Origin of the sequence: Nonomuraea sp. NPDC003709 (genome assembly GCF_040610775.1) — a bacterium.
Classification (GTDB): domain Bacteria; phylum Actinomycetota; class Actinomycetes; order Streptosporangiales; family Streptosporangiaceae; genus Nonomuraea; species Nonomuraea angiospora_A.
The window spans coordinates 204,991-227,462 of sequence record NZ_JBEXMW010000023.1; the positions used below are offsets into that span (position 1 = coordinate 204,991).

Annotated in this window: 23 protein-coding genes and 1 pseudogene; 5 read left to right on the forward strand and 19 right to left on the reverse strand. The window is 69.4% G+C overall.

Features of this window, described 5'->3' with window-relative positions; genetic code table 11:
- Positions 1-7: 7 nt before the first annotated feature.
- The 6 genes from ABZX61_RS49590 to ABZX61_RS49615 form a co-directional block, all read right to left on the reverse strand.
- Complete coding sequence (locus tag ABZX61_RS49590) at positions 8-1,201, reverse strand: Nramp family divalent metal transporter (RefSeq protein WP_355205957.1); 1,194 nt, start codon at positions 1,199-1,201, stop codon at positions 8-10.
- Between the two features lie 325 nt (positions 1,202-1,526).
- Positions 1,527-2,099, reverse strand: coding sequence for a DUF6506 family protein (locus ABZX61_RS49595; RefSeq protein ID WP_355205959.1), 573 nt, complete (start codon positions 2,097-2,099; stop codon positions 1,527-1,529).
- Positions 2,100-2,270: 171 nt separating this feature from the next.
- Complete coding sequence (locus ABZX61_RS49600) at positions 2,271-3,359, reverse strand: mandelate racemase/muconate lactonizing enzyme family protein (RefSeq protein WP_355205961.1); 1,089 nt, start codon at positions 3,357-3,359, stop codon at positions 2,271-2,273.
- A gap of 14 nt (positions 3,360-3,373) precedes the next feature.
- The gene (locus tag ABZX61_RS49605; protein WP_350737077.1) at positions 3,374-4,264 is read right to left on the reverse strand and encodes a carbohydrate ABC transporter permease; all 891 of its coding nucleotides are present in this window, start codon (positions 4,262-4,264) and stop codon (positions 3,374-3,376) included.
- Positions 4,261-6,537: an extracellular solute-binding protein gene (locus tag ABZX61_RS49610; RefSeq protein ID WP_355205963.1), complete on the reverse strand. Its 2,277-nt coding sequence runs from the start codon at positions 6,535-6,537 to the stop codon at positions 4,261-4,263. Before ABZX61_RS49610 ends, ABZX61_RS49605 begins: the two co-directional genes overlap by 4 nt.
- Entirely contained in the window at positions 6,524-7,813 is a 1,290-nt protein-coding gene (locus ABZX61_RS49615) for an alpha-L-fucosidase (protein ID WP_355205966.1), read from the reverse strand. Before ABZX61_RS49615 ends, ABZX61_RS49610 begins: the two co-directional genes overlap by 14 nt.
- Positions 7,814-7,946: 133 nt before the next feature.
- Between ABZX61_RS49615 and ABZX61_RS49620 the strand changes: the two genes are divergently transcribed.
- Both ABZX61_RS49620 and ABZX61_RS49625 read left to right on the forward strand, forming a co-directional pair.
- A complete protein-coding gene (locus tag ABZX61_RS49620; protein WP_355205969.1) occupies positions 7,947-8,648 on the forward strand; it encodes a GntR family transcriptional regulator in 702 nt (233 codons plus the stop codon).
- Positions 8,649-8,731: 83 nt separating this feature from the next.
- A complete protein-coding gene (locus ABZX61_RS49625; RefSeq protein WP_355205972.1) occupies positions 8,732-9,262 on the forward strand; it encodes a GNAT family N-acetyltransferase in 531 nt (176 codons plus the stop codon).
- 95 nt (positions 9,263-9,357) lie between these two features.
- On the opposite strand, the gene ABZX61_RS49630 is transcribed toward ABZX61_RS49625, so the two are convergent.
- From ABZX61_RS49630 to ABZX61_RS49660, 7 genes are all read right to left on the reverse strand, one after another.
- The gene (locus tag ABZX61_RS49630; RefSeq protein WP_355205974.1) at positions 9,358-9,654 is read right to left on the reverse strand and encodes a hypothetical protein; all 297 of its coding nucleotides are present in this window, start codon (positions 9,652-9,654) and stop codon (positions 9,358-9,360) included.
- Positions 9,655-9,809: 155 nt separating this feature from the next.
- On the reverse strand, positions 9,810-10,490 hold the full coding sequence (locus ABZX61_RS49635) for an ABC transporter permease (protein WP_355205977.1): 681 nt from the start codon (positions 10,488-10,490) through the stop codon (positions 9,810-9,812).
- Between the two features lie 3 nt (positions 10,491-10,493).
- Positions 10,494-11,276 carry an ABC transporter permease gene (locus ABZX61_RS49640; protein WP_355205980.1) on the reverse strand — a complete coding sequence of 261 codons (783 nt, stop codon included), beginning with the start codon at positions 11,274-11,276 and terminating at the stop codon, positions 10,494-10,496.
- The gene (locus tag ABZX61_RS49645; protein WP_355205983.1) at positions 11,273-12,001 is read right to left on the reverse strand and encodes an ATP-binding cassette domain-containing protein; all 729 of its coding nucleotides are present in this window, start codon (positions 11,999-12,001) and stop codon (positions 11,273-11,275) included. Before ABZX61_RS49645 ends, ABZX61_RS49640 begins: the two co-directional genes overlap by 4 nt.
- Before the next feature lie 54 nt (positions 12,002-12,055).
- On the reverse strand, positions 12,056-12,709 hold the full coding sequence (locus ABZX61_RS49650; RefSeq protein WP_355205986.1) for a response regulator transcription factor: 654 nt from the start codon (positions 12,707-12,709) through the stop codon (positions 12,056-12,058).
- Complete coding sequence (locus ABZX61_RS49655) at positions 12,702-13,823, reverse strand: histidine kinase (protein ID WP_355205989.1); 1,122 nt, start codon at positions 13,821-13,823, stop codon at positions 12,702-12,704. Before ABZX61_RS49655 ends, ABZX61_RS49650 begins: the two co-directional genes overlap by 8 nt.
- A 96-nt stretch (positions 13,824-13,919) precedes the next feature.
- Complete coding sequence (locus tag ABZX61_RS49660) at positions 13,920-14,567, reverse strand: class I SAM-dependent methyltransferase (RefSeq protein ID WP_350737055.1); 648 nt, start codon at positions 14,565-14,567, stop codon at positions 13,920-13,922.
- 115 nt (positions 14,568-14,682) lie between these two features.
- Here ABZX61_RS49660 and ABZX61_RS49665 point away from each other — a divergent pair, with 115 nt between their 5' ends.
- Entirely contained in the window at positions 14,683-15,237 is a 555-nt protein-coding gene (locus ABZX61_RS49665; protein WP_355205992.1) for a TetR/AcrR family transcriptional regulator, read from the forward strand.
- Here the strand turns inward: ABZX61_RS49665 and ABZX61_RS49670 are convergent.
- Positions 15,228-16,349: an MFS transporter gene (locus ABZX61_RS49670; RefSeq protein WP_355206064.1), complete on the reverse strand. Its 1,122-nt coding sequence runs from the start codon at positions 16,347-16,349 to the stop codon at positions 15,228-15,230. The genes ABZX61_RS49665 and ABZX61_RS49670 overlap by 10 nt on opposite strands.
- A 170-nt stretch (positions 16,350-16,519) precedes the next feature.
- Here ABZX61_RS49670 and ABZX61_RS49675 point away from each other — a divergent pair, with 170 nt between their 5' ends.
- The gene (locus tag ABZX61_RS49675) at positions 16,520-17,650 is read left to right on the forward strand and encodes an acyltransferase (protein WP_355205995.1); all 1,131 of its coding nucleotides are present in this window, start codon (positions 16,520-16,522) and stop codon (positions 17,648-17,650) included.
- A gap of 132 nt (positions 17,651-17,782) precedes the next feature.
- On the opposite strand, the pseudogene ABZX61_RS49680 reads toward ABZX61_RS49675, so the two are convergent.
- The 5 genes and pseudogenes from ABZX61_RS49680 to ABZX61_RS49700 form a co-directional block, all read right to left on the reverse strand.
- Positions 17,783-18,160, reverse strand: a pseudogene (locus ABZX61_RS49680) (MerR family transcriptional regulator); the annotation flags it as partial.
- Positions 18,157-18,510 (reverse strand): hypothetical protein, encoded by a 354-nt coding sequence (locus tag ABZX61_RS49685; RefSeq protein WP_355205999.1) that lies wholly within the window; start codon positions 18,508-18,510, stop codon positions 18,157-18,159. The pseudogene ABZX61_RS49680 and the gene ABZX61_RS49685, both read right to left, overlap by 4 nt.
- Positions 18,511-18,598: 88 nt before the next feature.
- Positions 18,599-19,096, reverse strand: coding sequence for a gluconokinase (locus tag ABZX61_RS49690; protein WP_355206002.1), 498 nt, complete (start codon positions 19,094-19,096; stop codon positions 18,599-18,601).
- A 68-nt stretch (positions 19,097-19,164) separates the two neighbouring features.
- Positions 19,165-20,259 (reverse strand): D-2-hydroxyacid dehydrogenase, encoded by a 1,095-nt coding sequence (locus ABZX61_RS49695; protein WP_355206005.1) that lies wholly within the window; start codon positions 20,257-20,259, stop codon positions 19,165-19,167.
- Positions 20,260-20,266: 7 nt separating this feature from the next.
- Positions 20,267-20,983, reverse strand: coding sequence for a FadR/GntR family transcriptional regulator (locus ABZX61_RS49700; protein ID WP_355206008.1), 717 nt, complete (start codon positions 20,981-20,983; stop codon positions 20,267-20,269).
- A gap of 136 nt (positions 20,984-21,119) precedes the next feature.
- On the opposite strand from ABZX61_RS49700, the gene ABZX61_RS49705 reads away from it, so the two are divergent.
- Positions 21,120-22,409 carry an ABC transporter substrate-binding protein gene (locus ABZX61_RS49705; protein WP_355206012.1) on the forward strand — a complete coding sequence of 430 codons (1,290 nt, stop codon included), beginning with the start codon at positions 21,120-21,122 and terminating at the stop codon, positions 22,407-22,409.
- Positions 22,410-22,472 lie beyond the last annotated feature (63 nt).

A 22,472-nucleotide genomic window follows, 5' to 3' on the forward strand; every position in this document is an offset into this window, starting at 1 on the left:
TCACAGGTCAGAACAGCAGGAGAACCGGCAGCGAACAGCCGAGAAGAGCGACGACCGCCGCGGCGGTGCCCGCGATCCAGGTCGTGTGCGGGGCGTTGACGAGCGGACCCATCAGCGACCGATCGCGGCAGAAACGGACGAGCAGGAACAGCACCACGGGCACGCCGAGGGAGATGACCACCTGGCTGAGAACCAGCAGGTCGGTCAGCGGCGCGCCGGAGAACAGCGCGAGGACGGCCGGCGTCATGGTCACGATCCGGCGCACGTGCACGGGCACCCGCCGGCCCAGGAAACCCTGCATCACGATGTCGCCTGCGAGCGTTCCGATCCCGGAGGAGGAGATCCCGGACGACAGGAGCGCGATGGCGAAGGCGAGGGCGGCGGCTCCGCCTATCCGGGCGCTCAGCTCCGCATGGGCGGCCGGCAGGTCGCCGGCCCACGCACCGCCGGTCTCGGCGCCGAGCCCGGCGCCGAGGGCGATCATCGACACGTTGATGACCGTGGCGACGCCCAGGGCCAGTGAGCAGTCCAGGCGCAGGATCCGGCGGACGAGGTCCGGCTGCGAGCGGGCGGCAGCGGTCGTCATGCCGCGTCCCTGCACCAGCGCCGAGTGCAGGTAGACCGCGTGGGGCATGACCGTGGCGCCGACGATGCCCATGGCCAGGAGCAGCGCTCCCTCACCTCCGAGGCTCGGGATCAGCCCGGTGGCGAGCCCGCTCGCGGACTGGTTTCCCGTGACGATGATGTCGTACCCGATGCCTGCGCCGACGAACAGGAGAGCCGCGGCGCTCATGAGTTCGAACGGGCGGGTGCGGTCCTTGCGACGCAGTTCGAGCAGCGCGAGCGACACCGCCGCCGTCGCCACCGCCGACACCCCCACCGGCATGCCGAACAGGAGCTGCATCCCGATCGCCGCGCCGACGAACTCCGCGAGGTCGGTCGCGAGCACGACGACCTCGACCTGCAACCACAGCATGAGGCTGCCCGTCCGGGTGAACCGCTGCCGGCACAACTGCGGCAGGTTCTTCCCGGTCGCCATGCCGAGTTTCGCCGCCTGGAACTGCACGAGGATCGCGACGAGGCTGGCCGCCACGACGACCCATACCAGGGTGTAGCCCAGCGTCGCGCCCGCGGTGAGGTTGGTGGCCACATTCCCGGGGTCGACGTACGCGATCGCCGCGACGAAGGCCGGCCCCAGCATTTCCAGCCTCGTAGCGGTGGTGGCGGTGCGGAGTCTGCCGGACCACCTACGCGAATTCGTCGGCTTGAGGCGAGCAATCACCGAGCTTCCCTAATGATGATGTATTCGGCATTTTTCCGTGTCGCCAGAATTGGCATGCCGAGTCAGGGATACCCGCACAAAGAGGGTCGTGAAACACGATCATTTCACGAAAGGGATCGGATCGATATCGTGGGATTGCTAAATTGCCATCAATCCATTCGAAGAGCTCTATCTTCAGGTTTCCCTGCAAATCGAGGCGATCTGGGTGTGTGGCACGGCTCCTCGGCCGGGGCGCGCAGCTCGACTAACGCCGGTACGCGCTGACGCCGACCGGCACCCGGCCGTCCACGGCGCGGATGACCGGCTCGGCACCCTCGGGCCCGGACCCGCCGTACAGCTCGATCAGCTGCAGCTCGCCGGCCACCTTCCCGGCCACCTCGCCGGCGGCGGTCTCGTCGGGCACCGCCACAAAGGTCGTCCTGCCGCCGTCGGCCTTCTCGTGCACCACCACGTCGACCGCCGGATCGGCTCCTTCGTGCACGATGATGAACGCCTCGGACAGCGTCTCCCCGGCCTCGAAACGGGTCTTGTACGAGGCCACGCCGGTCAGCGACTCGAACCCGTAGTAGATGGCCCCCACGGGGACCTTCCCACCGGCCGCCCGCCCGGCCGCGGCGTGCCAGACCGCGCCGAACCCGCCGCAGAGCTCGACCTGGGTCGCCCCTTCGCCGACCAGCCGGGACACGAGCTCGGTCATCTGCCCTGGCTCGCCGACGGCCCGCACCCGCGTGCGCCCGCCCTCGTTCTGGATCGTCATGACGTCGGTCCACGGGTCGGCGCCGGTCTCCTCATAAATGATCACTCTGTCTTCGCTCATGTCTACGAGTCTGCTACCTCAACCAAACTTGAGGTCAACTCGACGGACCCACCCTGAACCGTTCGGACGCGGGGCGGCGACGGCCTCGGCGCCGGGTGCGGGCGGCGCCGTGCGGCAGGCGGGGCAACCGGGGCAACGGGTGAGCGGTCCCGCTGTCCCGGTCCGTCGCCCTCAGGCGACGCGGTGGTTGTCGAGGGCATCGGGATTCCAGTCGATCCCGATGCCGGGCATGTCGGGCGGTGTCACATGGCCCTCCTCGATCACCAGAGAGCTGCGGGTGATCGCCTGCAACTGCGGGATGTGCTCGACGTACATCCCGTTCGGCACGGCGGCGGCCAGGCTGACGTGCAGTTCCATGAGGAAGTGCGGGCTCACCGCGACGTTGAACGCCTCGGCGGCGTGGGCGACCTTCAGCCAGGGGGTGATCCCGCCGATGCGGGCCACGTCGACCTGCACGATGCCGACCGCGCCCGCGGCCAGGTAGTCGCCGAACCGCTGGACGGAGTAGAGGGATTCGCCGACCGCCACCGGCACCGAGGTGGAGGCGGCCAGTCTTCGGTGTCCGTGCAGGTCGTCGGCCGGCAGCGGCTCCTCGAACCAGGCGATGCCGAGCGGCTCGTAGGTCCGGGCGCGTCGGATCGCCTCCGCGGAGGTGAACGCCTGATTGGCGTCGACCATGACCTCGAAGCCCGGTCCCACCGCCTCGCGGACGGCCGCGAGCCGCTCGGCGTCCTCGGCGAGCGACGGCCTGCCCACCTTGATCTTCACCCCGCACAGCCCGGCCGTGGCCGCTCGCTTCGCGCCGTCCACCAGTTCCTCGACGGGCAGGTGCAGCCAGCCGCCCTCGGTGTCGTAGACGGGCAGCCGCTCGTGCGCGCCGCCTGCCATCTGCCACAGCGACTCACCGGTACGCCGGCCGCGCAGGTCCCAGAGCGCGGTGTCGACGGCGGCGAACGCCAGCGAGGTGATGGCCCCGACGGTGGTCGCGCGGGTCTGGTCGAGCATGTGCCGCCACAGCGCCTCCACCGGCCGGGCGTCCCGGCCCAGAAGCGCCGGGACCAGGTGGTCGGTGATGAGCGACATGACGGCCCGCCCGCCGGTCCCGATCGTGTACGAGTACCCGGTACCGGACAGCCCGTCGGAGGTGTGCACGGTGACCAGCACCGTCTCCTGCTTGACGAAGGACTGCATCGCGTCGACGCGGACGGCCGCCGGTTGCAGGTCGACCAACTGGACGTCGATTCGTTCGATTCGGGTCATGTCATATGCCTTCTTCACTTGAGCGCACCCAGGGTGATGCCGCTCGTGACGTAGCGCTGGAAGATCAGGAAGAGGATGACGATCGGGAACGTCGCGATGACGAGGCCGGCGAAGAAGGCCCCCTGGTCGCTGACGAACTGGCCCTGGAACGAGAGCAGGCCGACCGACAACGTGCGGTTCTGCGGGCGGGTCAGCAGGACGACGCCGAACTGGACCTCGCTCCACACGAAGATGAGCCCGAGCAGCGTGACCGAGACGAAACCGCCCTTGCTGATCGGCAGGACCACGCGGAGCAGCGCGGCCAGCTCCCCGTAGCCGTCGATCTTGGCCGCTTCGAGCAGTTCCCGCGGTACGGCGGCGAACACCGACCGCATGATGAGGGCGATGGTGGGCGTCATGAACGCCGCGTAGACCAGCGAGATGCCCGGCACGCTGTTGAGCATCTGATACCTGCCCAGCAGCTCGAACGTCGGGATCAGCGCGACGACCAGCGGGACGCTCAGGGCGAGGACCATGACGCGGCTGACCGCGTTCGACAGGCCCCTGGTCGCGCGGGCCAGGCCGTAGCCGGCCAGGCTGCCGCAGGTCACGCCGATGGCCAGGCTGCAGAGTGCCACCAGCACGCTGTTGATGATGTACGTCGACAGCGGCGCGCCACCGACCACGCCCCGCCAGGCGTCGGCGTAGTTCGACAGCACCCACTCGCCGCCCAGCCCCAGCGGGTGGGCGTAGATGTCGCTGGTCGGGTGCAGCGACAGCAGCAGCATCGACACGAACGGCACGACCGTGATCGCCGTCCAGACCAGCAGGAGCGTGTAGCCGACGTACCAGAGCGGGCCGTGCCGCCAGGCAGATCGTCGCCGTACGGCCGGTCGCGCCCCGCTCGGGGTCCGCGGCGCCGTCATCGCGCGTCCAGGGTCTGCTGGCGGAAGATCCGCATGACCAGGATCCCGATGACGGCGACGATCAGCGTCGTGATGACCGCGGTGGCCGAGCCGTAGCCGTAGTCCTGGTCGACGAAGGACTGCTTGTAGACCAGCACCGGGAGGATGCTCGTGGAGTTGCCCGGGCCGCCCCGGGTCATCGCGTAGATGACGCCGAACGCGTTGAACGAGAACACCGAGGTCAACGTCGTGATCGTGCCCAGCATCGGCACGATGTTCGGCAAGGTGATCCGGAACAGCCGTCCGGCCGCTCCGACGCCGTCGATCGTGGCCGCCTCGTGCACCTCCTGGGGGATGGCCTCCATCGCGCCCAGCAGGATCAGCATCGCGTACCCGGTCTGCGTCCACACCGCGACGAAGATCGCCGCGTACAGCGCCGTCGAGGACGACGCCAGCCAGGCGTGCCCGTCTCCGAGCCCGATCAGGCCGAGCAGGGAGTTCACCACACCGGTCGTGGGCTGGAACGCGTTCGACCAGAAGATGCCCGCGATGCTGACCGGGATGATCACCGGCAGGAACCAGACGACCTTGAAGATCCGGGCGCCGGGGACCTTCCGGCTGATCGCGTTGGCCAGCAGACAGCCCAAGGTCACCGTGAACACCACGGTCCCGATGAAGAACTGCAGGCTGGTCCCGATGGACTGCCAGGCGAGCGAATCGTGCAGCAGCCGCCGGTAGTTGTCCAGGCCGTGGTAGACGACCGCGCCGACGCCGTCCCAGGAACCGAGGCTGATGCGCACGGATCCGGCGATCGGGTAGGCGACGAGCGCGAGCAGCAGCACCAGGGCCGGGGCCATCACCGCGATCGGGAAGATCCGTGCCCTCCGGCGAGGCGGCCGCGCCGTGGCGGCCGTCGCCAGAACGACTTTGTCGGCGGTCATCAGTCGGACGCCCCCGACACCTTGCCGGACTGCAGGTCCTCCAGCGCCGACTGGTACTGCTGCGCCGCCTGCTGCGGGGTCAGCTTGTCCGCCACGAGCTTCTGCAGCACCCGGCACCGAGAACGCCTGCCCGAGGGTGGAGGGCACGGTGGAGTCCCAGATGTTGACCAATCCGACGGACTGCGACAGCTCGAACTGCTGCTGCACCAGGTCACCGAGGTTGGACAGGCTCGATGCGGGGATCGAGGTGAACACCGGGAGCGACCCGGTGGCGGCGATGACGCTGACCTGGTACTTGTCGGTCATGAAGAACTGGAGGAACTTCTTGGCCAGCTCCGGGTTCGCCGCCTTGGCCGGGACCACCAGGGTGTCCCCGTTGAAGGCGTTGAACGGCGTCTTCCGGCCCGGGGTGAGCGGGGGCAGCAGGAACCAGCCCATCTCGAACGACGGCTTGGCCTCCTTCAGGCTCGCGTAGGTGTAGTTGCCGCCCTGCAGCATCGCGAGTTTCCCGCTGGTGAACAGCCCCTGGGCCTGGTCGGTGTCCATGCCGAGCATCCCGTTCTGGTAGATGCCCTTCTTCTGCCAGTCCTGGATCGTCTGGAGCACCTTCACGAAGCCGGGGTCGGTGTACTTGACGTTTGTGGGGGATCCGGGCTTGAAGTTGGTGAGCATGGCGGCGTAGTCGTCGGCCGACACCGCGGTGGGCAGCAGCGCGTCCAGCGTGTGCCCCAGGTCGTACGGGCTCGAACCGCCCACGCCGAATCCCTCGTAACCGGCCGCCTTGACCTTGCCCACCATGGACTCGAAGTCCGCGACGGAGGCGATCTGGTGGTCGGCCGGCTCGGGGATGCCGGCCTTCGCGAAGGCCGCCTTGTTGTAGTAGACGGGGTTGATCAGCAGTTGTTCGTAGAGGACGCCGTAGTGGCGCCCGTCGGTCGTGTAGTAGTCGACCTGGCTCTTGGAGTACTTGTCCGCCAGGCCCGCGGCCTTCCAGACGTCGTCCAGCGGGGTCAGCTGCTTGTTCTTCAGCAGCGCGGACCAGACGCCCGTGCTGCGCTGCAGGTAGCCGATGTCCGGGGTGCCGGTCGAGCTGAGCAGGGCCACGTTGGGGCCGCGGGAGCTGCCGGAGTCGACGCCCTCGAAGGTGACCACCGTGCCCGGGTTGGCCTTCTCGAAGTCCTTGCCGACCTGCTGCATGGCGCTGGCCAGCGGTCCGGTGGGGATCTGGATCCGGAGCGACTGGCCGTCGCCGCCGCCCGGTCCGGTGCCGGTGCCGCACGCGACGCCGACTGCCGCGAGCAGGACGCCCGCGAGGACCGGCCTGACCGCCCTGAGAGTTCTAGAGAGTGGCACGGGACCCGTCCTTCCAGGGGGCTGACAGCTCAATGGCGATGACATCGATGAGCGCGCCGGTCGGTGGTGGCACGGTGATGAACAGTTCGCCGAGCGGCTCGTCGTCCGCGCCGTTCGCCTTGTGCACTTCCTCGTTGACGCTGTACGGCAGCTGTTGCTCGGTGCCGAGCAGGCGGACGCCGACGACCGAGCCGATGGGAACGTTCCGGACGATGAGCACCTCCTGTGGCTGCAGCAGCAGGTGGAGGTAGATGTTGTTGCCGCGCTGCGTGGCCGGGCCGTGGAAGTCGAGGCGTTCCGGCGCGGGCGCGGCCCCGACGATGCTCTCGCCGTGGCTTGCGAGCCAGCTGCCGAGCTGCTTGAGCGTGGCGACCTCGGTCGGCACCAGCGACCCGTCACCCCGCGGCCCGATGTTGAGCAGGAGGTTTCCGCCCCGGGAGACGACCTCGCTCAGGTAGGAGGCGAGCAGGCGCGGGCTCTTGTAGTCGAGGTCGTCGGGCCGGTACGCCCAGCTCTCGCTCATGGTGAGACACAGCTCCCACGGTCCGCCCGGTGGCCGGCGCGGCATGCCCTGTTCGGGGGTCGCGTAGTCGCCCTGGCCCGGCAGCCGGTCATTGATGATCACGTCCGGCTGCAGGGATTTGATCAGCTCGCGTAGCTCGGCGGCGTGCCACTCCTCCGCGGTGCGTTCCCACTCCCCGTCGAACCACAGCAGGTCGATGGTCCCGTACTCGGTGAGCAGTTCGGTGAGCTGCCCCTTGACGTAGTCGAGATAGCGGGCCCACTGCTCAGGCGCGGGCCGCCGGTAGCGTTCGTGTGGGTAGGGACGATCGGCGTCGGTGAACGCCGGGTAGTCGGGATGGTTCCAGTCGAGCAGCGAGTAGTAGACGCCGACGCGCAGGCCCTCGGCGCGCAGCGCGTCGAAGAACTCCCGGGTGATGTCACGTCCATACGGCGACGCCGCGACGGAGAACTCCGACTGCCTCGTGTGGTACATCGAGTACCCGGCGTGATGACGGACGGTGAAGACCACGTAGCGGGCACCCGCGTCGCGGGCGAGCCGCGCCACGTCTCGCGGGTCCCAGCGCCGCGGGTCGAACGTGGCCGCGCTCGACTGGTACTGCGTGATCGTGATGTCGGCTTCGGGTTCTGTCCGGCCCGGAAGGATCGAATGGCCGACCAGGGGCCAGCCGATCTCCACGCCTTGCTGACTCGCATGGTCCCAGTGCACGAACAGGCCGAAACCCGCGTCACCGAACCAGCCGGGAATGGTCACGAGCTCATCCTTCTGCGTTGGGCGAGCTTGCCCTGATCGGATACGATACGATTGGGATGAGGATGCAGGGCGTTTCGGGCATGTGTCAACCACGAGAGCGAAGATGTCCGCGGTGGCCTCAGAGGGAGGGACGATGGGTGACTCCGCGCCGGTGGCAGGCGCGTCCAGCGGCTCGGGTTCCGACGAGCGGGCCAAGGTCAGTGTCCGCGAATCGGTCTTCCAGGCGCTCAAGGCCCGGCTCATGGATCACGATCTGGAGCCCGGGACGAAGCTGTCGATCGACGGGCTCTCCCGCGAACTCGACGTGTCGCAGACACCGGTCCGCGAAGCGCTCGCGCGCTGCGAGTCGGAGGGGCTCGTCGTCCGCCGGCCGAACGCCGGCTATCTGGTGGCTCCGCTGCTCGACCGGGCCGCCCTCGACGACCTGTACGACGTTCGCCTGCTCCTCGAACCGTCCGCTGCCGCGCGTGCCGCACGGCACGCCACGGATGCTGAGGTGACCGCCATGCGGGAGGCGCTGGAGCAGATGATGTCGCCGCTGCTCGGCGACACCTACGAGGCCTACCGTGGCTTCGCGGAACTGGACGCCCTGTTTCACAACGCGATCGCCGAGGCCAGTCGCAGCCCGCTCATCGCCGACACGCTGCGCAGGTTCCGCGCGCACACCCATGGTTACCGCCTCTACTTCCGCCACGGGATCGCCACCCACGCCGCCGATGAGCACCGCGCGGTGCTCGACGCCATCTGCCGCAAGGATCCCGAGGCGGCGGCGAGCGCCATGACCGCGCACCTCGAGGCGTCGCGGTCACGCCTGACGAGCGCCTACGAAGCTTGACCTGCCAGGTCCGCGGAGAGTGCGGCGTCGCGGGCCAGGGGCAGCGCAAAAATGCCTGATCAGAGGCTGCTATCCTCGCCCGCATGCCCGAACTGATCACACCCACACGTCGACTCCGGTCCTCATGGCTCGCGGCGCGTGACGAGTGGCCTCCAGGTGCCCATCAGGACGGGACCGGCTTGCGCCTCGCACCTGAAGCCGAGCTGGACAGCCCCGAGGTCTTCTCGGCGTGGGTCAAGGAACTGCGGCAGCAGTCGGACAGGTCGATCGCCCTGGGAGACGGGAGCGTCCACGCCACCTACTGGTGGATCGTCGAGGGCGACGACTATCTGGGAGCCATCGATCTGCGGCACTACCTGAACGCCGTCCTCCTCGATATCGGCGGGCACATCGGCTACAGCATCCGGCCCTCTGCCCGAAGGCGCGGCCTGGCCACGTGGGCCCTCGGGGCGGTTCTGCCCGAGGCGCGTGCGTTCGGTATGGATCAGGTCCTGGTCACCTGCGACGACGACAATGTCGGATCGGCGCGCAGCATCGAGCGCAACGGTGGCGTCCTGGAGGATGTCCGCACCACGGCGGTGGGCGTCAAGCGCCGCTACTGGATCACTCTGTAGGCAGTGGTTCGGGGCCGCCGGGACGGGCTGATGAGCGATCTGGACCGCGACGCCGACGTGCCGGCGGGCATGGGTGAGGTGCGGACGCCCGAGCTTCACAGATCGGTGATGGCCCGGCTCCGGGCCGAGGCCGGGCCGAGGACGCCGCTGCGCAAGCACCGTGGATTCCAAACGTTCATGAGGGCGGCGTAGACGACTGCCCGGACTGCGTTCGCGACATGGACCGGCTCGCCGATGGCGGTTTCGACCGGGCCGCCGCCGAGTTGCTCGACGCGGGTGGTCCGGCCGCCGACTGGCCGGAGCAGGCGGTCAAGCTGGTCGCGTGGGTCATAGACCAGCCGCAGCTCATCCCCGACCCGCTCCCAGGAGATGCCTTTGAGTCGTGGCCTCATCGGCGCATCAGCCAATCTCTGAGATGGGATTTGGCAACACAGTGGCAGCCGCGCGCATGGACGCCGCATGGATCCCGCACGGAAGCACATGGCCCCTGTCGGAGGGGTGGACCAGCCTCGAACTCGTGATCTTGTCCGGTGCCCGATTCCTCGCCTCAGGCGTCCCGCTGGGCGAAGGCGAGCGCGGCGCCGGCCAGCCCGACCACCAGCCACGCCCCCAGCACCAGCCCGCCTTCCACCGGCGTCAGCCCCGGCCCTTGCAGGTAGATCCGCGCCCCCGCCACACTCGGCAGGTAGCCGGCCAGGGTGGTGACGCGGCCCAGGACCGGCGGCAGGATCAGGACCAGCACGAGCGCGGCGCCGAGCGCGGCGACGACCTCCCTGGTCAAGGTCGCCGCCACCGCCCCGAGCAGGCCGATCAGCACCAGATAGGCGGCGGCGCGCAGCAGGCCGGCGACGTCCACCTCAGCGCCGTCGGTGAGGCGGGCGGCGAGCGCGGCGCCGGTGACCGTGAGCAGGGCGGTGCAGGACGCGACCACCAGGTACGCGATGAGCTTGCCCGCCATGAGCGGCATCCGCCCCGGGACGGCGGTGAGGGTCGTACGGATCTGGCTCCCGGCGTACTCGGACGCGACCGACAGGACGCCGAGCACGAGCAGGCCGGCCTGGGCGTAATCGACGCTCCTGAACGCCGACGCCATCGCGGACGGCGGCCCGGCGGCGATGACGGCGGCGAGCCCGGCCGGGACGAGGACGGTCGCGCAGACCGCGGCGAGCGCGGCCGGGAGGGTGACGAGCTTGATCACTTCGGCGGCGACGGTGTTGCGCAGGCCCATGGGTCACGCGTCCCTGCGGACGAACACGCCCGCGGCCACGGCGAGCAGCACGGCCGCCCACGCCGCCATGACCAGGCCGCCGGTCGCCGGCTCGAATCTGACCTCGGCCGGGTAGTTCCTGACGAACATCTGCGCGCCGGCCACGTCCGGAAGGTACTTCGCCAGCGAGGTGACCTTGCTCAGCAGGAAGGAGACCGACACGACCGAGGTGTTGACGATGAACACGACCATCGGCACGACGCCGGCGCGGGTCATGACCGTGACGGCGAAGGCGATCAGCGCGGTGAGAACCCAGTAGACGACGGCCCCGAGCGGCCGCCAGCCGAGTGCCGCCAGCACCGCGCCGGGCGAGCCGGCATGCCCGCCGAGCAGGGCCAGCGAGATCAGGATGCCGGCGCCGATCGTGACGATCGCGAGGGCGGCGCTGACGAGGGCGAGCACGATCGCCTTCGCCGCCAGCAGGACACCGCGGTCAGGGGTGGCGGTGAGGGTGACCGCGATCTGCCTGCCGCCGCCCGCGTCCTTGGTGGTGGAGGTGTACTCGCTGCTGATGATGACGACCCCGAGCACGATCACGCTGATGACGCCGAAGGCCGCCATCTCCAGGACGAGGTCGAGCGTACGGCCGTCCTCCGGCATCCCGCCGTCCAGCCTGCCGCGCCTGCTCGCCATGGACATGGCGGTGAACATGAGCGTCAGCCCGGTGCCGGCCACGCTCGCGACCAGTGCGGCAGGCAGCAGGACGAGCTTCCTGAGCTCGGCGGCGATGGCGTTCAGCACGGTCACGACCTGCTCTCGGCGTCGCCGGAGCGGTGCGCGGGATCCGTCAGGGCGAAGAACGCCTCCTCCAGCGAGGCGTGCCCGGCGATGACCTCGGCGAGCGGCCCGGAGGCGACGATCCGCCCCGCGCTGATCACGATGAGGTCGTCGGCGACCTCGGCCATCTCGCTCATCAGGTGGCTGGAGATCAGCACCGTGCCGCCGCCCTTGGCGTACTCCTTCAGCAGCCGCCGCATCCAGCGGATCCCGTCGGGGTCGAGGCCGTTGACCGGCTCGTCGAGCACCAGCGCCGTGGGTTCGCCGAGCAGCGCCGCCGCCAGCCCGAGCCGCTGCCCCATGCCCAGCGAGAACGTGCCGACCCGCTTGCCCGCGACGTGCTCGAGCCCGACCTCCGCCAGCGCCCGCGCCACCCGGTGCTTGGGGATGCCGTTGCTGCGCGCCACCCAGGACAGGTGGGCGCGCGCGGTACGGGAGCGGTGCGCGCCGCTGCCCTCCAGCAGCGAGCCGACCGTGCGCAGCGGGTCGCGCAGCTTGCGGTACGGCAGGCCGCCGATCATTGCGGTGCCCGCGTCGGCGCGGTCGAGGCCGAGCAGGATGCGCAGCGTGGAGGACTTCCCCGCGCCGTTCGGGCCGAGGAACCCGGTCACCCGCCCGGGCGCGACGGCGAAGGAGACGTCGCTGATGGCGACTTGGGCGCCATGACGTTTGGTGAGGCCGACAACTTCGATCATGGACTGCAGCGTTCCAGCCGGGGCCGGACGGCCGCATCGGCCAAAGGTTGACAGCTACCGTAGGCCGTCCACGAAGCCGGACTCGTAGGCCAGGATGACGAGCTGGGTGCGGTCGCGCACGCCGAGCTTGAGGAAGAGCCTGCTCAGGTACGTCTTGACGGTGGCCCGGCTGAGGAACAGGGCGGCGGCGATCTCCTCGTTGGACATCCCCTGGACGACGGCGGCCGCGACGTCGCGCTCGCGCTCGGTCAGCCCGGCCAGGCGGGCCGCGCCCGGGCGAGGGCGGGCGTAGTCGGCGATCAGCCGCCTGGTCACCTCGGGGGCGAGCATCGCGTTGCCGTGGTGAACGGTGTGGACCGCCCTGAGGATCTCGTCGGTGCCGGCGTTCTTCAGCAGGAAGCCGCCGGCGCCGGCGCGCAGGGCCTCGAAGACGTACTCGTCCAGGTCGAACGTCGTCAGGATGACGACCTTGACCTCCGGGCGGGCCGCGCAGATGGCTCGCGTCGCCTCCAGGCCGTCCATGACCGGCATCCGGATGTCCATCAGCACCACATGGGGGCGCAGCCGTGCGGCGGCCGCGACCGCCTCCCGGCCGTCACGCGCCTCGCCCGCCGCCGTCAGCGCGGGGTCGGAGTCGACGAGCTCCACGAGCGAAGCCCGCAGCAGATCCTGGTCCTCGGCGACCAGCACCCTGATCGGCTCAGTCACGCGCCACCTCCGGCATCGGGATCACGGCGCGCAGCTCGAACCCGGCCCCCTGCCGCTGCCCCGAGGTGAAGGCGCCGCCGAGCAGCTCGACCCGTTCCCGCAGCCCGACCAGCCCGAACCCGGGCTCACCCCGCCCGGCGAACGTGCCGCCGCCGTCGTCGACGACCGCGACGCGTAACTCGCCGTCCACGCCGCTCACGGTGACCGTGCAGCGCGCGCCCGGGGCGTGGCGGGCGACGTTCGTCAGCCCCTCCTGGACGATCCGGTACGCCGCCAGCCCGGCTCCCGCCGGAACCCCCTCGGCATCCGTCACCGTCAACGTCACCGGAACGCCGCCCTCCCGCATCCGGTCCGCCAGCTCGGCCAGATCGCCGATCCCCGGCGGCGGACGGCGTTCGGCGGGCTCGTCGCTCTCACGGACGGCGCCGAGGGTCGTCCGCAGTTCGTCCATCGCCTGCCTGCTCACCTGCTCGATCTGGCCGAGCCTGGCGCGCATGCGCCCCAGGTCGTCCGCGCGGGCCGCGACCCCGGCGGTGACGGCGATCGTGCCGAGCGAGTGGGAGACGACGTCGTGAACCTCCCGCACCACGCGCAGCCGCTCCGCCGTCACGGCCCCACGCCGCTCGGCCAGCATCGCGTGCTCGGCCTCCAGCGCCGCGCGGCGCGTCGTGGCGCCCAGCACCCAGGCCGAGGCCAGCGCGAACAGGCTCAGCATCGTGTAACGCACGGCGCTCCCCGCGTCGGCGGTCCCCAGGAACGCCACCGCCGCGATGGTCACCCCCGTCGCCGCCACCACGGTGTTGAGGGACCTGGCAGTGCCGTACCTGAGGGCGACTCGGTAGAGCACCCACGCCGAGGCGACGAACGGGTCCAGCGTCATCCCGAACGCGGCACCCGCCAGGGTGACGGCGCCGACGACGCCCAGCGCGACGAACGGCCGCCGCCCGCGCAGCAGCATGCCGACGACCAGCAGCGCGATCAGCCCGGCGTGGACCCAGGCGGCGCGGCCACCACTGTCGATCGGCAGCCAGAACACCAGGACGCACAGCGCGACAGCCGCCAGGTCCCAGCCGGTGGAGCCGGACCGGTCGGGATCGAACCAGTGCTGAGCCATACCGCAGACCCTAACGAGCCCGCCGCTCCGCACGCCCGGTCTTTCCGGGTGCCTCTCGGTCGCCCTCCCCGTGGTCAGCACGCCGCTGAGCCCGTTCTATGGCCGTGTGGCGCGGACGTAGTAGAGGAGGTACGGCAGGCGGCCTTCTGATTCCACCTGGAAACCGGCGTCGGGGATCATGGTGCCGAGAAGGTCACGAGGGTCGTGCCGCATGGCGGGGCCGCTGAGGGCGCCGATGAGGTGTCTGGCCAGGGGGTTGGCAGGTGGGCGGAATTCGGCGATGAGCAGGCGGCCGCCGGGCCGCAGCACGCGGAACATCTGGCGCAGCGCCTCGGGCCGGGCACCGGCGGGGATGTGGTGGACGGCGAAGCTGGAGACCACCAGGTCGAACGAGCCGTCGGGGAACGGCAGGTCCTGGCCCTCGCCTTCCACATAGGTGCAGTTGGCCGAAGCGTGCCGGGTGGCGTAGCCGATCATCGCGGGGGAGGGGTCCACGCCGGTGACGTGGCCGCTGGGCGTGACGACCGGGGCGAGGATCCGGCTGAGATAGCCGGTGCCGCAGCCGACGTCCAGGACGCGATCGCCTGCTCGTGGCCTGGCGGCTGCCGCCACGCGGGTGAAGGCGGCGCGGCGGCCGCCCAGGAATCCGATCGAGACGAGGGTCTCGTAGGCGCGCGGGTGGTCGATGGTGCCGCCGGCGTCGGCGTGCTCTTCGTGGGTGTGCAGGAGCTTTCCCAGACCCATGGCATTGCCTCCCAATGATGAACAAGATGTTCAGTTATGAATGATGCGTTCATAATGGTGAGGGGGCAACGAGCAGATCGGCCGTGTTGTGCGGTACCGAACAGAGGGTGGGGAAGTGTCCGGAGACAGACGGGTGCGGCGTACCCGGCGGATCGTCCAGGAGGCGCTGGTGGCGCTGATCCTGGAGAAGGGGTATGACGCGGTGACCGTCACCGACATCATCGAGCGCGCGGACGTGGGCCGGTCCACGTTCTACTCGCACTTCACGGACAAGCAGGACGTGCTGTTCAGCAACCTCGACGAGCTCGCGTTCCTGCATCCCGTACCGGCTGCCCGATCGGGGGAGCTTTTCGCGTTCAGCCTGCCGATGTTCGAGCACGTGCGGGAGCAGCGGCGGCTCGTGCGTGCGCTCCTGGGGCGGCGGGGCGGCGGCCAGGTGTACGCGCGCGGCGAGCAACTGCTCTCGGCCGCGGTCAGGAACGAGCTCGTGGCCGCGGGCGCGCGGGCGTCGGCCTCGCTGGACCTGATGGTGGTGTGCGCGGTCGGCGCGTTCATGGGGCTGATGCGGGCGTGGGTGGACGGCGAGAGCACCGCTACGCCCGCCGAACTGGACGCGGCCTTCCGCGCGGCGATCGAGCCGGGCGTGCGGGCGGCGCTGGGTCAGGAGTAGCTGAGGGTGAGGGGCACCACCAGGAAGGCCAGAGCCGCGGTCCAGAACGCGCCCGCACCCGGGGCGTCCGCTAATGAGCCGAACATCGCCGCCAGGCCTGGGACGACGGGTTGGGCGACACCCCAGGACGATCCCTGGAAGGCGAACCAGCGCGGCCGTTCGGGCTCGGATGCGGAGTCGGCGACGAGGGTCTGCCAGCGTCCGAGCAGCAGTCCGTTGGCGGCCGTGGACGCGAGGTAGGCCGCCGCGGTCAGCCCCGGCTGTTCGGTGAGTGCCATGGTCAGGGCGAGCAGGCCGAGCAGCACGGCGCCGCCACCGAGCACGATCCCGTGACCCAGGCGTGCCAGTCGCCGCCCGCCTGCCCACAGCGCGAGCGGGCTGAGCACCGCCGCGCCGGCGAGGGTGAGCCCGGGTGCCCAGGCAGGGGCGCCGCGTTCGAGCAGGGCCAACGGGATGAACATCATCACGGCCAGACAGCCCACCGCGAAGGCGGTGCTGGCGAGGGTCAGCCGGAGCAAGGGGGCAGGAGGCCGCCAGCGCCGTTTCGGCGCGACGGCCCGTTCCTCGCCGCGCGGGAGGAAGCGCAGGGCGACTCCGGCGGCAACCAGGCACGTGACCGCATCCGTGATCACCAGCCACCGCACGCCCAGAGGCAGCAGGACGGCGGCGAGCAGGCCGGCCATCGCCCCTGCCGCCGACAGGCAGACTCCGAGCAGGGCGTACACCTGCTGCCGCCGTGCTCCGGTGGCGACGCGGGCGATGAGCTCCTGGGTGGCGGGCTCGTACAGCTCGAACGCCAGACCCACGAGGACGACCGCTCCCAGCATGTGCGGCGGGGTCCGGGCGGCGGCGAGGGCCAGCAAGGACAGGCCGGTCAGGCCGAGGCCCAGGCCGAGGACCGTCCGGGGCGGCATGCGGTCCAGGAGGAAGGCCCCCATCCAGCGTGAGATCAAGGCGGCGATCCCGAAGCTCGCCAGCGCGGCGGGTGCGAGCTCAGGGCCGGTGAGCACCGCGAGAAAGGCCAGGGCATAGGAGCCAAGCTGGTTGAGCACCCGTATCCTGAGCAGCGTCTTCGCTGCTGCCGGGAACGGCTCTCGCTGCTTCTTGCCCATGAACACCGACGCAGGCTACCCGGCCGCTCCGACAGTTCCTGACGCCGGCCTTGACGGCGCGATGTGGCGTTGGATCATCGCTCCGATACGTTTGGCATATGGTGACGGCCCCTCCGAAAACTCCTCAAGCCGCGCATACTGCGCCTACCCGACTGGCGTGGCTGGACGCGTTGCGTGGCGTCGGGGCGCTCGCGGTCGTGGGAGAGCACCTGACGACCTGGGCCATGCCCTGGCTGCGCCCCACCTCGTTCAATCTGGGCGTGTACGGCGTCTTGGTCTTTTTCCTGGTCAGCGGGTACATCATCCCGGCATCGCTGGAGCGGCAGGGCGGCGTGCGCGCCTTCTGGATCGGTCGCCTCTTCCGCCTCTACCCGCTCTACCTCGCGGTCATCGCCGTGGTGCTGGCCCTGTCGTGGTGGATTCCCGTACGCGACGAGGTGCCCAGGGAGGCCGCGTCGGTGGCCGCGCACGCGACGATGCTGATGGACGCGATCGGCGTGGCCGGCGTGCTGAACACCATGTGGACGTTGTCGTACGAGATGGTCTTCTACCTGCTGGTAGCCGCGCTGTTCGTGACGGGCGTGCGTGACCGCCACGCTCTGCTCCCGGTCCTGTTCGGGCTGATCTGCGCCGTCACCGGGCTGACTCTGTCCGGTGCGTCGCTGTCGGGCGGGTGGCTGGCCTGGCTGTCGTTCGCCGTGTTCGTCATCGGTCTGGCGGGTGTGATCTCCGGACGCGCGATCACGGTTGGATCCTGTGCGCTGGGCGTCATGGCGCTGGCTCTGGTCCTGGTGAGCAGCCGCGTCCCGTGGTTCGCCGCCGCGATCCTCGCGGTCATGTTCGCCGGTACGGCGATTCATCGGTGGGAGCGCGGCGACGGCCGGCTGTGGCCGGTGGCCGTCGCCGCCGTCCTGGTGACGGCGACGCCTCTGTGGGCGATCAACGCGGGATGGTGGTGGGTTCAGCCTGATGTGTGGAGCTTGACCATCGTCCTGGCGGGCGCCACCTTCGCCGCTGCCATGGTCTGGCGCACGCGCCGCGTGCCCGTCTTCCTCACCTGGCTCGGGACGATCAGCTACTCCCTCTATCTGGTGCACCTGCCGATCCTGCTCGTCGTCATGCAACTGGCGGGGGAGATGCGCTGGTCACCCCTGCCCCTGCAGATCGGCATCGGCGTGCTCTTCCTCGGTGTGCTCCTCCCGGCCAGCTGGCTGAGCCACCGGTTCATCGAGCGCCCACTGCAGCGATTCGGCCGCCGCCTGGCTGACCGGCACTCCTCCGCGGCGCCCGTACTCACGTGAGGACCACCGGGCCGGGTGAGGCTCGGCGGCATCGGCATTCCTTTCAGTGAGCTCGGCATAGGGCAGCGGGCAGTCAGGGCAGGTGCAGTGCATCAGACTGGTGCAGCGGGCGGCGATCACCTGCCCGAGCGTGTCCCGGATGGTGGTCAGGTCGGCGATCTTGCGATCTATCTCGGTCATCTTGGCCTTCGCCCGCTCTTGCAGGTCAGGGCTGGTATGGCTGCGCCGTCCCGTCTCGAGCAGCTCAGCCACCTCCTCCAGGGTGAAGCCGAGCCGCTGGGCGGCTTTGATGACACCCAGCAAGGTGACCGTCTCGGGCGGGTAGGCGCGATGCCCGCCGGGGCTCCGGTCCGGCTTGGCGATCAAGCCCCGGCGCTCGTAGTAGCGCAGCGTCTGGATGTTGACCCCGGCGAGCTCGGCTACTTGCCCGGTGCGCAGATGGATGGATTCGGCCGGCTGCGTCGCGGTGATCTTGGAGCGGTTGCCATAGGGGTTCGAACCGGATGTCATGTCAGGCCGGCCGCCGCTGCGGCCCGCGCCTGCAGGGCGTCCAGGACCTTCAGGTGCTGCTCGGGCACCCGTACCTCCAGACCCATGACGCCCTCCGCGATGGTGAGGGTGAAGGAGAAGAACGAGCAGCAGCCGCTTTCGCGAGCGGCCAGCTGCGAGGCTCGGCCGGCGTTGTCCGGAGCGAAGACCAGATCAAGGAGCAGCCGGGTACGGTCCGGCCGCCGGACCGCCTGCACAGCCTCAGCGAACAACGCGTCGAACTCGGCCACGCGAAGCGGCTGCTCGGCGGTGGGCAGCGTGCACGCCGACGGAACCCACTGCTGGTCCAGGGTTATGGCCTCTCGTGTCATGCCTCGACGGTAAACCCGTACCTGGGTACCGAATACAAGTACTTCGACGAGCACCGTCTACGCCGAACGCTCATCCGCTACCTGGCGCTCAGCAGGGCGGGACGCGGGAGTCGCGCGGCAAAATCTCTTCCACGAGGTTCGCGACCACGCGGTCCGGCTCATGAGTGCAGTCCACGCGGAACCCCGGTTCGTCCGCCTCCAACGGCTCGAGGGTTTTCATTTGCGAGTCGAACAGCGCCCCCGGCATGAAATGCCCGGTGCGTGCCTCGACGCGACGGGCGATGAGGTCCGGCGGGGCGTGGAGCTCGACGAACACCGCACTCGGCGCCTCGGCGAGAATGGTCTCCCGATATTTTCGTTTGAGCGCCGAGCACGCGACGACCGCCCCTTCTGCTCGTAAGCCGGCGAGAGCGCCTCCGACCGTGACGAGCCACGGGAAACGGTCGTCGTCCGTGAGCGGGACGCCCGAAGCCATCTTGGCCACATTGGCCCGCGGATGGAGGTCGTCGCCGTCGAGGAAAGGCACTCGCAGCCGCTCGGCGAGTAAGCGGCCGACGGTGGTCTTTCCGGCCCCGGACACGCCCATCACTACAACAAGTGGTCGCAGCGGAAATCCCCCTCCTCGGTCTGATCGGCCGATATCGACCCGCGGCATCAGTAGAACTCGACCGTGTCGACGACGTTCACCAGCTCGTGCCCGTCCAGCAGCCGGGTGGCGTTGTCGGCGAACAGCTCCACGACGGCCGCCTCCTCGTCGACCGCGAGGGCCGCGGTGTGCGGACTGATCAGGACGTTGGGCATTCCCCAGAGCGGGCTCGCGGCGGGCAACGGCTCGACCTCGAACACGTCGAGGGCCGCGAAACCGATCCGCCCGTCCTCCAGCGCCGCGATCAGAGCCGGTTCGTCGACCACGTTGCCGCGGCCCACGTTCACGAACGTGACACCGCGTTTGACCCGCGCGAGCAGCCGTTCGCCCACGATCCGTCGCGTCAGGTCGGTGCCCGGCAGCGCGGACACGATCACGTCCATCTCGCCGACGAAGTCGTCGAGTTCGTCGATGCTCACGAACCTGTCGACGTCCAGGTGTTTGGCGTCGGCGTGGCGTGAGGTCGCCGTGACGCTCATGCCGAGCGCGGAGAGAGAGCGGGCGACGGCCCTGCCGATCCCCCCGAAGCCGAGGATCAGCACCTTCTGCCGGGAGATCTGCCGCGACATCCACCGCTCGCCCCACTGGCGCCGGCCCTTCTGCCGCAGCAGGCGGGGAAGATCCTTGGCACCGCAGAGGACGCCCAGCACCACGAACTCGGACAGCGGCGATCCATGCACGCCCGCCGAAGTGGTGAACGTGACCCTCTGGAAGTGCGACGGGCTCAGCCCGGCCTTCCCGACCTGCTGGCCGCCGCCGGCGGAGGTCGTGTGCACCCACTTCAGGCGCGGATTCGACTGCACCGTACGGGCCAGCGCCGCAGGATCGACGTCGGGGATCCCCAGCAGCGCGTCGGCGGAATCGAGGAGGGCTTCGAATCTTCGCTGCTGCTCCGGAGTCCGCCGAAACCCGGGATCGCCGGAGAAGTCCGCCTGGTGCCGGGCGGGCGGCAGCAATGAGGGATCGAACAGCAGGGTCACGCGCGGTTCGCGTTCCAGGATGAGCTGGTAGGACTCCTCGTGAAGGGGGTTGGCGACGGCTACTCGAAGGTTTTTCCGGCCGGGCGGGAGTCGGTCCCCGTCCGGCTTCTTGTGATCGCTCACTCGCCGATCAGCTCTCGACGAAGAGTCGCTGGGCGCGTTTCCACGCCTCTACGGAAGTGTCCATGTGCACCTTCATCGCGTGACGCGCCTTGTCGGGGTCACGCTGCTCGACCGCTCGCAAGATCTCCGTGTGCTCCTTCAGCGCAAGTGAGATCGCGCCAGGCAGACGATCGGTCAGCTGGCGCGCGTTCAGAAGAAGATCCCCCACACCCTCGAGCACGTTGCGGAACGCCACGTTGTGGCTCGCGACCGCCAGCGCCGCGTGGAAGGCGACGTCGGCGCGGTAGGCGCCCTGCCCGTCCCGGTGTGCGCGTTCGTAGTCGTCGAGGGCGACGCCGATCGCTTCGAGGTCGGCGGGACTCGCCTCGGTCGCGGCCCGCTCGGCGATCGCGGTCTCCAGCACGCGCCGCAGCTCGTAGATGTCCCCAACGGCCTGCCCTTCCAGTAATGCGGAGATCGCCGCCGCCTCGACCGCCTCTTCGATCGGGACGGAGGTCACCCGCGCTCCGACGCGTGGGCGCACGTCGAGGTAACCCATGGTCACAAGCGATTGGACCGCCTCCCGGACGGTGTTGCGGCCTACCCCGTAAGCCTCCATCAGCTCCTTCTCGCCCGGCACCTTCGAGCCCGGTGGAAACTGGCCACTCTTGATCTTGAACAGCAGGTCGTCGGCGATCGAGGCCGACAGGTTCCTCCTGGTCACCTTGACACGAGGTTCGATCATGTGATCTACTCCATTCATCCTACAAATAGGATTATTCGGATTCTAGCGAGAATCCCCTTCAACAGCAAACTCCCCGGGCCTGCTCGATTCGTGGCGCTACGACGACATAGCCCAGAAGTAATCAGAGAAAGCGGCAATGATGTTGACACGTGAACGACGTCTGCTCCGTGCCGTCACGGTAATCGGAGCGGGCTCAGCACTGGCCGTAGCGCTCACCGCGTGTTCCGACTCCCAGCAGTCGGCCTCCACCAGTACGGCTCTGGATCCGGCGCTGGCCAAGTCCGCGAAGGGAAATGTCACGGTCTGCGGGCCCACGGACTCGTCGGGCGTCTGGAAGGCCACGATGGAGGCCTTCAACAAGGCGAACCCGGGGACGGTGGCCAATTATGTAGAGCTGGGAGCGTCGGCCGACGACCAGCTGCAGCAGATTACGCAGCGAATGCAGACGAAGTCGACGCAGTGTGACGTCGTCCGCCTCGATGTGGTCTGGACGGCGCAGCTGGCCGCCCAGGGCTGGCTCGCGGACATGAGCAAAGTCATCTCGTCCAAGCTGGACAAACTCATTCCGTCCACGGCCGGCACCCTGCTCTACAAGGACAAATACTGGGGTGTCCCGTTCTATTCGAACACCGGTCTGCTCTACTACCGCACCGACAAGACGCAGGCCCCGCAGACCTGGCAGCAGCTCTACTCATATGGCGAGGCGGACTCCAAGAAGGGATTCCTCTACCAGGCCTCACAAAGTGAGTCGCTCACTGTGAGCTTTCTCGAGTTGTTGTACAGCGCGGGCGGCGAGGTGCTGAACGACAAGGGCGAGGTGGCCGTCAATTCGCCGCAGACGGCCGAAGTCCTCACGTTCATGCAGAACGGCATCAACAAGGGCGCCGCGCCGAAGGCGGTGCTGACGTACGACGAGGACGCCACCCGCCTCGCGTTCGAGTCCGGCGCCGGCGCGACCATGCGCAATTACCCCTACGCCTACGCGGCCGGCCAGAAGTCGGCCATCGCCGGCAAGTTCGCCGTGACGCCGCTTCCCGGGTGGAAGACGCCGGGCAACGGCGTCGGCGTGCTCGGCGGCAGCAACGTCGCCGTCAGCACGTTCTCCAAGAACCAGGCGGGCGCCCTCGCGCTGATCGACTTCATGACCAGCGACAGCTGGCAGGAGCAGATCGCGGTCAAGAACGCGCTCGCCCCCGCCGTCGCGGCGGCCTACGCGTCCGAGCCGGTCAAGAAGGCGCTGCCGTTCTCGCAGGAGCTGCTGAAGGCGCTGACGAGCGCGAAGGCGCGGCCGGTGTCGCCCGTCTATCCGCAGATCTCGCAGGCGATCTACCAGACCGTGGGGAAGGTGCTCTCCGGAGAGCTGACTCCGCAGGCAGGGGCCTCGCAGATGGCGGACAAGGTCGGCACCGCCCTGAAGACGTTCTGATAGCGATGCGGTTCTTCCGATCCTCGAGGCACCTCTCGGACTCCACCGAGAGGCGCCTCGCGG

Excerpts from the sequence above, each read along its gene's own strand:
- ABZX61_RS49590 (WP_355205957.1), bottom strand. The coding sequence starts at position 1,201 with ATGCTGGGGCCGGCCTTCGTCGCGGCGATCGCGTACGTCGACCCCGGG.
- ABZX61_RS49595 (WP_355205959.1), bottom strand. The coding sequence starts at position 2,099 with ATGAGCGAAGACAGAGTGATCATTTATGAGGAGACCGGCGCCGACCCG.
- ABZX61_RS49600 (WP_355205961.1), bottom strand. The coding sequence starts at position 3,359 with ATGACCCGAATCGAACGAATCGACGTCCAGTTGGTCGACCTGCAACCG.
- ABZX61_RS49605 (WP_350737077.1), bottom strand. The coding sequence starts at position 4,264 with ATGACGGCGCCGCGGACCCCGAGCGGGGCGCGACCGGCCGTACGGCGA.
- ABZX61_RS49620 (WP_355205969.1), top strand. The coding sequence starts at position 7,947 with ATGGGTGACTCCGCGCCGGTGGCAGGCGCGTCCAGCGGCTCGGGTTCC.
- ABZX61_RS49625 (WP_355205972.1), top strand. The coding sequence starts at position 8,732 with ATGCCCGAACTGATCACACCCACACGTCGACTCCGGTCCTCATGGCTC.
- ABZX61_RS49630 (WP_355205974.1), bottom strand. The coding sequence starts at position 9,654 with ATGAGGCCACGACTCAAAGGCATCTCCTGGGAGCGGGTCGGGGATGAG.
- ABZX61_RS49635 (WP_355205977.1), bottom strand. The coding sequence starts at position 10,490 with ATGGGCCTGCGCAACACCGTCGCCGCCGAAGTGATCAAGCTCGTCACC.
- ABZX61_RS49645 (WP_355205983.1), bottom strand. The coding sequence starts at position 12,001 with ATGATCGAAGTTGTCGGCCTCACCAAACGTCATGGCGCCCAAGTCGCC.
- ABZX61_RS49655 (WP_355205989.1), bottom strand. The coding sequence starts at position 13,823 with ATGGCTCAGCACTGGTTCGATCCCGACCGGTCCGGCTCCACCGGCTGG.
- ABZX61_RS49660 (WP_350737055.1), bottom strand. The coding sequence starts at position 14,567 with ATGGGTCTGGGAAAGCTCCTGCACACCCACGAAGAGCACGCCGACGCC.
- ABZX61_RS49670 (WP_355206064.1), bottom strand. The coding sequence starts at position 16,349 with ATGGGCAAGAAGCAGCGAGAGCCGTTCCCGGCAGCAGCGAAGACGCTG.
- ABZX61_RS49685 (WP_355205999.1), bottom strand. The coding sequence starts at position 18,510 with ATGACACGAGAGGCCATAACCCTGGACCAGCAGTGGGTTCCGTCGGCG.
- ABZX61_RS49690 (WP_355206002.1), bottom strand. The coding sequence starts at position 19,096 with ATGGGCGTGTCCGGGGCCGGAAAGACCACCGTCGGCCGCTTACTCGCC.
- ABZX61_RS49700 (WP_355206008.1), bottom strand. The coding sequence starts at position 20,983 with ATGATCGAACCTCGTGTCAAGGTGACCAGGAGGAACCTGTCGGCCTCG.
- ABZX61_RS49705 (WP_355206012.1), top strand. The coding sequence starts at position 21,120 with ATGATGTTGACACGTGAACGACGTCTGCTCCGTGCCGTCACGGTAATC.